The following is an 8,453-nucleotide window of genomic DNA, read 5'->3' as shown; positions in this document are numbered from 1 at the left end:
CCACCCGGGTACGCCCCACCGTCGGGTTACGCCCCGCCCGGTGGGACGCCGCCCGCTCCGCCGAGGGAGCGGTAACCCACTCTGTTCGTCGACGGGCCGGCCGGTGACCTGCGGTCGTCGGCCGGCCTCGGCGTCGTGGGGCGGGTCGACTCGGCCCCGCTGACCGGTTTGCGCCGGTTCATCGGGCCGATCCGGCCGCCCCGGTTGCGTACCGTCACGGGCCCTGCGCCAGGATGGGTGGACACGCAGGTACACCCGAGGAGCCCACGATCGCCAGAAAGCCTCAACCCGAGGGCGGCCAGGCACCGGTCGTCCAGCGCGTCCGCATCCGGTACGCCAAGCGCGGACCTCTGCGGTTCACCTCGCACCGGGACTTCGCCCGGGCCTTCGAGCGTGCGCTGCGTCGGGCCGCCGTTCCGATCGCCTTCTCCCAGGGGTTCACCCCGCATCCGAAGATCTCGTACGCCAGCGCCGCGCCGACGGGCGTGGCGAGCGAGGCCGAGTACCTGGAGATCGGTCTCCAGGCGCCGGTCGACCCGGAGGCGCTGCGGGCGGCGCTGGACGCCGCGCTCTCGCCCGGACTGGACGTGCTGGACGCCGTGGTCGCCGACGGGGGCAGCCTGCCGGACCGGATCGAGGCTTCGCACTGGCACATCGAGCTGCCCGAGGTCGACCCGGTCGTGCTGCGCGCCGCCGTGGACGCGTTCACCGCCGCCGACGAGGTGCTGGTCGAGCGGATGACCAAGCAGGGCCGACGGACGTTCGACGCCCGCGCGGCAGTGATATCGATCGATGTCCTCGTCCCGACGCCGACGCCTTCCGGGGCACCGGCCGTCCCGTGTGCGATACTCGAACTGGTCGTGCGGCAGGTCACCCCGTCCGTACGGCCCGATGACGTCCTTTCCGGCCTCCGCGTGGTGGCCGACCTGGAGCCGCCGGTCTCGCCGAGGGTGACCCGGCTGGCTCAGGGCACGCTGACCGCGCAGGGTGCGATCGTGGATCCGTTGGATGCGGACCGCGACGGGGCAGCCATCGTTGGGCACTGACCGACGGTCAGTGCTCTGGCAGGCAGACTTCGGCGGTCGCGCACCACGCGCGCCCGGCGGAAACACTTTTGCGGCGACCCTGCGTGGCAGCGCTCACCCGCGCCCGGGCTAGCCAGAACTGGAGAACGTCCATGCTCGAGAACGAGCCCGAGGGCGGCGAACGGACCGGTTCACAGCCGGCCGGCGAGACCGCCGACCAGAGCACCACCGCCGACGGCGGCGCCGTCGCGACCCCCGGCACGGAGCCGTCCGGGGCGGAGAACGCCGAGCCCGCCGCACCGGCGCGACGTGCCCGGGCGACCCGGCGTCGGGCCGCCCCGCTCAGCCAGCCGGAGCAGGCCGAGGCACCCGTCGAGGCGTCCGCCGGCGGGGCTGGCGCTGTCGAGTCGCCGCAGGCTGAGGTCTTCGCCCCGGTCTCCGGTGACCTGGACGTCGCCCCGAAGACCCCCCGGCGCCGCCGCAAGGCGACACCCGTCGAGACCACCGCCGACGAGCCGCTGGTCGCGGCCAGTGCGGAGGTGGCCCCGACCGACGTCGTACCTCCGGTCAAGGTGACCCGCACCCGGCGCAAGAAGGCCACGCCCGCCGCCGTCGAGGAGCCTCCCGCCGCCGTCGAGGAGCCCGCCGTCGAGGACGAGGACGCCCAGGCGGCGGAATCCGACCTGCGCGAGGCCGAGGCCGAGCTGGACGAGTCCACCCCCGGAGCCGACGCCGAGGCGACCCGGACCAGCGGCGCGCAGGAGCTTTCCGGTGAGGTGCCGCCGGGCGTCGCCGTGGCCGCCGTGCCGGACGAGCCGGCCGAGGTGGTCGAGCCGGAGCAGCCGCGTACCCGCCGTCGCCGGGCGGCGCTCACCGCGCCCACCGTGCTGTTCATGGCGCCGCAGCCGGACGCGGTACCGGTGACCCGGCCGGCGGAGCCCGCCCCGGTCGCCGAGGAGCCGGCCGTGGAGGCCGAGCCGTCCCGCCGTCGCCGGCGTGGCCGCCGCGACGTCGAGCCGGTGGAGCCGGTCGAGGCGATCGAGGCCGAGGAGGAGCCGACCGAGGAGGCCGAGGAGGCTACCGAGGCGGATGAGGACGACGAGGACAGCGCCGCCGCGCGCCGCCGCCGCCGGCGTGGTCGCCGGGGCCGGGGCCGGGGCAAGGGTGGCGCCGACGACGCCGAGGACGACGACTCCGAGGAGGCCGCGCAGGCCGAGGAGGAGGAGACCGCCGAGGCCGAGGGCGACGAGGACGAGGAGTCCGAGGGCGGGGACGGGATGACCCGTCGCCGTCGGCGTCGCCGCCGTCGGGGAGCGGGCGACACGGAGGGTGCCGCCGACGACGGCGTACCGACCGTGGTCAAGATCCGCGAGCCGCGCAAGACGGTCGACGAGGTGCAGGGCGTGTCCGGCTCCACCCGGCTGGAGGCCAAGCGCCAGCGCCGCCGGGACGGCCGGGAGCAGCGGCGTACGCGCCCGCCGATCCTCAGCGAGTCGGAGTTCCTGGCACGCCGGGAGGCGGTCGACCGGGTCATGGCGGTCCGCCAGCGCGGTGACCGCACCCAGATCGCCGTCCTGGAGGACGGGGTGCTGGTCGAGCACTACGTGACCCGCAACTCCTCCGGCACCATGGCCGGCAACGTGTACCTGGGGAAGGTGCAGAACGTGCTGCCGAGCATGGAGGCGGCGTTCGTCGACGTCGGCCGGGGCCGCAACGCGGTGCTGTACGCCGGCGAGGTCAACTGGGACACCTCCGGCCTGGAGGGGCGCGCCCGCTCGATCGAGCAGGCGCTGCGCTCCGGCGACTCGGTGCTGGTCCAGGTCACCAAGGACCCGATCGGGCACAAGGGCGCCCGGCTGACCAGCCACATCGCGCTGTCCGGCCGGCACCTGGTGTACGTGCCCAATGGCAACGCCTCCGGCATCAGCCGCAAGCTGCCGGACACCGAGCGCAAGCGGCTCCGGGACGCGCTCAAGAAGCTGGTCCCGGACGGCGCGGGCGTGATCGTCCGTACGGCCGCCGAGGGCGCCAGCGAGGACGAGCTGGCCCGGGACGTCAAGCGGCTCCAGGCGCAGTGGGAGGACATCCAGGCCAAGGCCGCCGAGGGCGGCGCGCCGGTGCTGCTCTACGAGGAGCCCGACCTGGTCATCCGGGTGGTCCGGGACCTGTTCAACGAGGACTTCCGCGAGCTGGTGATCGAGGGCGAGCAGTCGTACGACATGGTCGAGTCGTACCTGTCGCACGTCTCCCCGGACCTGGTCGACCGGGTGCGTCGGTACGTCGGCACGAGCGACGTCTTCGCCGAGTACCGGATCGACGAGCAGATCATCAAGGGCCTGGACCGCAAGGTCTTCCTGCCGTCCGGCGGCTCGCTGGTGATCGACCGCACCGAGGCCATGACGGTGGTCGACGTCAACACCGGCAAGTACACGGGCTCCGGGGGCAACCTGGAGGAGACGGTCACCCGCAACAACCTGGAGGCGGCCGAGGAGATCGTCCGCCAGCTGCGGCTGCGGGACATCGGCGGCATCGTGGTGATCGACTTCATCGACATGGTGCTCGAGTCGAACCGCGAGCTGGTGCTGCGCCGGCTGACCGAGTGCCTGGGCCGGGACCGGACCAAGCACCAGGTCACCGAGATCACCTCGCTCGGCCTGGTGCAGATGACCCGCAAGCGGATCGGCGCGGGGCTGCTGGAGGCGTTCAGCGAGACCTGCGAGTGCTGCAAGGGCCGGGGCGTCATCATCCACACCGAGCCGGTGCCGGAGAAGCCGCGTACCGGTGGCGCGGGGGAGAAGGTCAAGGCCGTCGCCTCGTCGGTCGCCGCCGCCCCGCCCGCCGAGCAGGGCACCGCGTCGTCCCGCCGCCGGGCGCGCAAGAGCGCGTCGGCGGAGAAGGCGGTGGTCGAGGTCACCGAGACCGACAGCGCCGCCGAGCCGGACGCCGACTACGTCGACACCATGGGCTACGACCTGTCCCGCTACGAGTCGGACACCGCCGCCGCGCCGGCCGTGTCGGACAGCCAGCAGGGCGAGTCGGCCCGGCTGGCCGCCGCGGACGACCCGGACGCGCTCGCCGACGGTGACTCCGACGAGGAGAGCACCGAGGGCGGCGCGGGCCGTCGCCGTTCCCGCCGGGGTGGCGCCCGCCGGCGGACCCGCCCCTGACCGTCTGACCGGCCCGATGTTTGACGAGGTCCCTTCCCCGGCATAGTGACGGGGGAGGGACCTCGCCGGTCCGGCCACCTTCCGGTCAGGAGAAGAAGATGCGTCGTCTGCTCGCCGTCACCGTGCTGGTCGCCGCGCTCTCCACCGGGGGCGGCTGCGGCACCGACGAGAGTCCGACCGGTTCGACCACCGGGGGAGTCCCCACCGGTCCGGCCAGCACGCCCGCGGGTGGCGGCGCGGCGGCCGGCGACACCGCACCGGTCTGCGCCGCCGCGCGGCAGGTCGGCGCCAGCGCCGTCCAGACGTACGTGGAGGAGCTGGGCCGGATGATCGCGGCGCTGGGCGACGGGGACAGCGCCACCGCCGAGGCCGCCCGCGAGCGGGCCGAGGCGGCGCTGACGGGCTGGCGGACGGCGCTGCGGGAGCAGTCGGCGCGGACGGCCGATCCGCAGCTCAAGACGCTGCTCACCGACATCGGGACCGAGGTCGCCGCGCTCGGCGTCGACGTCGAGTCGATCGACGAGACCGAACTCGACAGGCTTCAGCAGCGTCTCGACCAGCTCTGTCCGCGCTGAGCAGGGCGGGCCGGTTTGGGGTCCGGGCCGGCGATGGCGTACTCTTGCCTGCGGCGCACTTTTGGTGTGCCGTGTTCCCGTGTGCCCGCGCCGCCGTGCACTGCTACCCGGCGAGCCGCCACGGGGACAACCGCCAGCAGCCTCAACGACAGGGAGTCCGCCTCCGATGTACGCGATCGTCAAGACCGGCGGCAAGCAGTACAAGGTCGCCGAGGGCGACGTGATCGAGGTCGAGAAGCTCACCGGTGCTCCCGGTGACGCGGTGAAGCTCACCGCGGTGCTCCTCGTCGACGGTGACGACCTGGTGACCGACGCGGCGAAGCTTGCCGAGGTCGCGGTGTCCGGCGAGATCGCCGCGCACACCAAGGGCCCGAAGATCCGGATCCACAAGTTCAAGAACAAGACCGGCTACCACAAGCGCCAGGGTCACCGCCAGCCGTTGACCCAGGTCAAGGTGACCGGCATCTCCAGCGGGAAGTAGGTCGTCCTCCAATGGCTCACAAAAAGGGTGCGTCCAGCTCGCGTAACGGTCGTGACTCCGCGGCCCAGCGACTTGGCGTGAAGCGCTTCGGTGGTCAGGTCGTCAGCGCCGGTGAGATCATCATCCGGCAGCGTGGCACCAAGTTCCACCCCGGTGACCTGGTCGGCCGTGGCGGCGACGACACGCTGTTCGCGCTGTCCGCCGGTGCGGTCCTGTTCGGCACCAAGCGCGGTCGCAAGACCGTCAGCATCGTTCCGCAGCAGTAGTTCTCGGGCTAAGCGGGCCGCGGACCTCCGGGTCCCGGCCCGCTTAGCCTTTTTCGCGAAGTGCGAGGTCGAACCTCGCTGGAAGGATTGACGCCGTGGCAACGTTCGTTGACCGGGTCGTTCTGCATCTGCAGGCCGGCGATGGCGGGCACGGTTGTGTCTCGATCCACCGCGAGAAGTTCAAGCCCTTCGGTGGGCCGGACGGCGGCAACGGTGGGCACGGCGGCAGCGTGTCGCTGGTGGTCGACCCGCAGGTGACCACCCTGCTCGACTTCCACTTCCACCCGCACGTCAAGGCCGACAACGGCAAGGGCGGCGCCGGGTCGAACCGGGACGGGGCCAACGGCCACAACCTGGTGCTCAAGGTGCCCAACGGCACCGTCGTGCAGACCACCGACGGCACCGTCCTGGCCGACATGGTGGGCGCCGGCACCACCTTCGAGGTGGCCCGTGGTGGGCGCGGCGGGCGGGGCAACGCCTCGCTTGCCAACGCCAAGCGCAAGGCTCCGGGCTTTGCCGAGCTGGGGGAGCCCGGCGACCAGTTGGACATCGTGCTGGAGCTCAAGAGCGTCGCCGACGTGGGTCTGGTGGGTTTCCCGTCGGCCGGCAAGTCGTCGCTGATCTCGGTGATCTCCGCCGCGAAGCCGAAGATCGCCGACTACCCGTTCACCACCCTCGTGCCCAACCTCGGTGTGGTCCGGGTGGACAACCACACGTTCACCGTCGCCGACGTGCCGGGGTTGATCCCGGGCGCGGCCACCGGCAAGGGCCTGGGCCTGGAGTTCCTGCGGCACATCGAGCGCTGCGCCGTGCTGGTGCACGTCATCGACTCGGCGACCCTGGAGCCCGGCCGTGACCCGGTCGCCGACATCGACGCCATCGAGGCCGAGCTGAGCCAGTACGGCGGGCTGGCCGACCGCCCGCGGCTGGTGGCCGTGAACAAGGTCGACGTACCGGACGGCCGGGACCTCGCCGAGATCGTCCGCCCGGACCTGGAGGAGCGCGGCTACCGGGTGTTCGAGGTCTCCGCGGCCACCCGCGAGGGGCTCAAGGAGCTGACGTACGCGATGGCCGAGCTGGTCGAGGCGGAGCGCAAGGCAGCGCCTCCGGCCGAGCCGACCCGGATCGTGATCCGGCCGCTCGCCGTTGACGACGCCGGCTTCACCATCACGGCCGAGTCGGACGGCTCGTTCACCGTGCGTGGCGTCCGGCCGGAGCGGTGGGTCAAGCAGACGAACTTCGACAACGACGAGGCGGTCGGCTACCTGGCCGACCGGCTGGCCCGGCTCGGTGTCGAGGACAAGCTGGCCAAGGCCGGCGCGCAGCCGGGTGACCTGGTCCGCATCGGCGAGCGCGAGTTCGACTGGCAGCCGACGCTCTTCGCCGGGGTGGAGTTCGTGCCCGGCAACCGGGGCACCGACATCCGGCTGGAGGAGAAGTCGAACCGGGCGTCGGCGGCCGAGCGGCTCGCCGCTCGCAAGGCCCGCCGGGTGCGCTCGGCCGACGAGGTCGGCGCGGACTCGTCCGACGACGACGCCATCGACGACGAGGACGACGCCGAGTAGCCGATTGCGCTCCGTGATCGGGTTGACTGCCGGAAACCTCCGCGAAATCCACCCCGCCTAACGTTGGGTGATGTTGATCGAAGCGCGGCCCGCCACCGATCCGGAGATCGCCGCACTTGTCGGCGCCCAGCAGCGTGAGCTGCGCGAGGCCGATGGCGGTCTGGACGGGCAGGTCACCGTCACCCACGACGACATCCGCTACCTGGCGGTGGTGGTGAACGGCCGGGCGGTCGCCTGCGGTGGCCTCCAGGCGCTCGACGCCAGCACCGGCGAGGTCAAGCGGATGTACGTCCGCCCGGCGTACCGGGGTCGGGGTATCGCCCGCCAACTGCTGGCCGCGTTGGAGGAGTGCGCGTTCCGGCAGGGCCACTCGGTGGTCTGCCTGGAGACCGGCACGTACCTCCCGGTCGCCATCGGGCTGTACACGTCGTGCGGCTACGAGCCGATCCCGGTCTACGGCGAGTACGTCGGCAACCCGTACAGCGTCTGTTTCGCCAAGCGGCTTCCGGTCGCGGCCTGACGGTCCCGCCGCCGCACCCGGCGCTCAGGCCCCGGTGCTGGGGTGCTCGACGGTGACCGGCTTCGACTCGGGCGAGGCGTGCTGCACCAGGTACGCCTGCCAGCATCTCGTCACCTCCTTCGCGGATCGCCCCGAGATACCCACACCCCGAGGGCCGCGAAACCGCTCCAGCGGCAGGTCAGGGCCGGTCGGCGGGGGTGTCCAGCCGTCCGCCGGTGCCCACCTGGTTCGACAGCAGCAGCCCGAGGGCGAGCATGCCGAAGCCGAGCGCGAGGTGCAGCCAGTTGTCGGCCGAGTTGACCGGCAGGATGTTCGCGCCACCCTCCGCGTCGACGGCCTCGATCGCCAGGCCGTAGAGCCAGAGGGCGAGGTAGATCGCGCCACCGCCGGCGAGGAAGAGACGGGCGCCGGCGATGGTACGGGCCAGCACGAGACCGGCCAGCCCGAACAGCAGGTGCACCGCGTTGTGCAGGATCGACACCTGGAAGAGCCCGAGCAGCCGCGCCTCCGAGTGGTGCCCGGCGAAGGCCAGCTCGCCGTAGTCGGTGGTGATGCCGGGGATGAACCCGAGGACACCGATCAGCAGGAAGGCCCCGGCGACGGCGAGCGCGGCCACCTGCACCCGGGGTCGCGGGCCGGACCGCCGGCCACCTCGCGCGTCTCGTGCCACCGCTGCCCCCTTCGTGGATCTGCTGGCCCCGCGAATCCCACCGTCCGTGGCGGCGACATCACGATCCTCCATTTTGAAGTCGATCCTGTCGGCGCCGCAAAGAAATGCACGAAGAGGTATGGAAGAGAAAACGCAGGGTAGGTGAAGTGGCGGAGGCCGCGGTGACGCGGTCGACATCCCCCCA

General features: G+C 72.4%; 8 protein-coding genes. 7 read left to right on the top strand and 1 reads right to left on the bottom strand.

Going from position 1 to position 8,453, the window contains the following annotated elements:
- The first annotated feature begins 233 nt into the window (after positions 1 to 233).
- The 7 genes from FHG89_RS17410 to FHG89_RS17380 all read left to right on the top strand — a co-directional run bounded on the left by FHG89_RS17410 (position 234) and on the right by FHG89_RS17380 (position 7,599).
- The gene (locus tag FHG89_RS17410) at positions 234 to 1,046 is read left to right on the top strand and encodes a TIGR03936 family radical SAM-associated protein (RefSeq protein WP_139585436.1); all 813 of its coding nucleotides are present in this window, start codon (positions 234 to 236) and stop codon (positions 1,044 to 1,046) included.
- Positions 1,047 to 1,177: 131 nt separating this feature from the next.
- Complete coding sequence (locus FHG89_RS17405; RefSeq protein WP_139585435.1) at positions 1,178 to 4,192, top strand: Rne/Rng family ribonuclease; 3,015 nt, start codon at positions 1,178 to 1,180, stop codon at positions 4,190 to 4,192.
- Between the two features lie 98 nt (positions 4,193 to 4,290).
- Positions 4,291 to 4,767 (top strand): hypothetical protein, encoded by a 477-nt coding sequence (locus tag FHG89_RS17400; protein WP_139585434.1) that lies wholly within the window; start codon positions 4,291 to 4,293, stop codon positions 4,765 to 4,767.
- 166 nt (positions 4,768 to 4,933) lie between these two features.
- A complete protein-coding gene (gene rplU, locus FHG89_RS17395) occupies positions 4,934 to 5,248 on the top strand; it encodes a 50S ribosomal protein L21 (protein ID WP_007464063.1) in 315 nt (104 codons plus the stop codon).
- 11 nt (positions 5,249 to 5,259) lie between these two features.
- Positions 5,260 to 5,514 carry a 50S ribosomal protein L27 gene (gene rpmA / locus FHG89_RS17390; protein WP_007464062.1) on the top strand — a complete coding sequence of 85 codons (255 nt, stop codon included), beginning with the start codon at positions 5,260 to 5,262 and terminating at the stop codon, positions 5,512 to 5,514.
- A 95-nt stretch (positions 5,515 to 5,609) separates the two neighbouring features.
- Positions 5,610 to 7,079: a GTPase ObgE gene (obgE, locus tag FHG89_RS17385; RefSeq protein WP_139585433.1), complete on the top strand. Its 1,470-nt coding sequence runs from the start codon at positions 5,610 to 5,612 to the stop codon at positions 7,077 to 7,079.
- A gap of 70 nt (positions 7,080 to 7,149) precedes the next feature.
- Positions 7,150 to 7,599, top strand: a complete 450-nt coding sequence (locus FHG89_RS17380) for a GNAT family N-acetyltransferase (protein ID WP_139585432.1) — start codon at positions 7,150 to 7,152, stop codon at positions 7,597 to 7,599.
- Between the two features lie 178 nt (positions 7,600 to 7,777).
- On the opposite strand, the gene FHG89_RS17375 is transcribed toward FHG89_RS17380, so the two are convergent.
- Positions 7,778 to 8,269 carry a DUF4383 domain-containing protein gene (locus FHG89_RS17375; RefSeq protein WP_244295566.1) on the bottom strand — a complete coding sequence of 164 codons (492 nt, stop codon included), beginning with the start codon at positions 8,267 to 8,269 and terminating at the stop codon, positions 7,778 to 7,780.
- Positions 8,270 to 8,453: the final 184 nt, after the last annotated feature.

This window comes from Micromonospora orduensis (assembly GCF_006228125.1).
Taxonomy (GTDB): domain Bacteria; phylum Actinomycetota; class Actinomycetes; order Mycobacteriales; family Micromonosporaceae; genus Micromonospora; species Micromonospora orduensis.
This window is presented reverse-complemented; position numbering and strand designations above follow the sequence as displayed.

Coding starts and splice junctions, on each gene's coding strand:
- FHG89_RS17410 (WP_139585436.1), top strand. CDS start 234: ATGGGTGGACACGCAGGTACACCCGAGGAGCCCACGATCGCCAGAAAG.
- FHG89_RS17405 (WP_139585435.1), top strand. CDS start 1,178: ATGCTCGAGAACGAGCCCGAGGGCGGCGAACGGACCGGTTCACAGCCG.
- FHG89_RS17400 (WP_139585434.1), top strand. CDS start 4,291: ATGCGTCGTCTGCTCGCCGTCACCGTGCTGGTCGCCGCGCTCTCCACC.
- rplU (WP_007464063.1), top strand. CDS start 4,934: ATGTACGCGATCGTCAAGACCGGCGGCAAGCAGTACAAGGTCGCCGAG.
- rpmA (WP_007464062.1), top strand. CDS start 5,260: ATGGCTCACAAAAAGGGTGCGTCCAGCTCGCGTAACGGTCGTGACTCC.
- FHG89_RS17380 (WP_139585432.1), top strand. CDS start 7,150: ATGTTGATCGAAGCGCGGCCCGCCACCGATCCGGAGATCGCCGCACTT.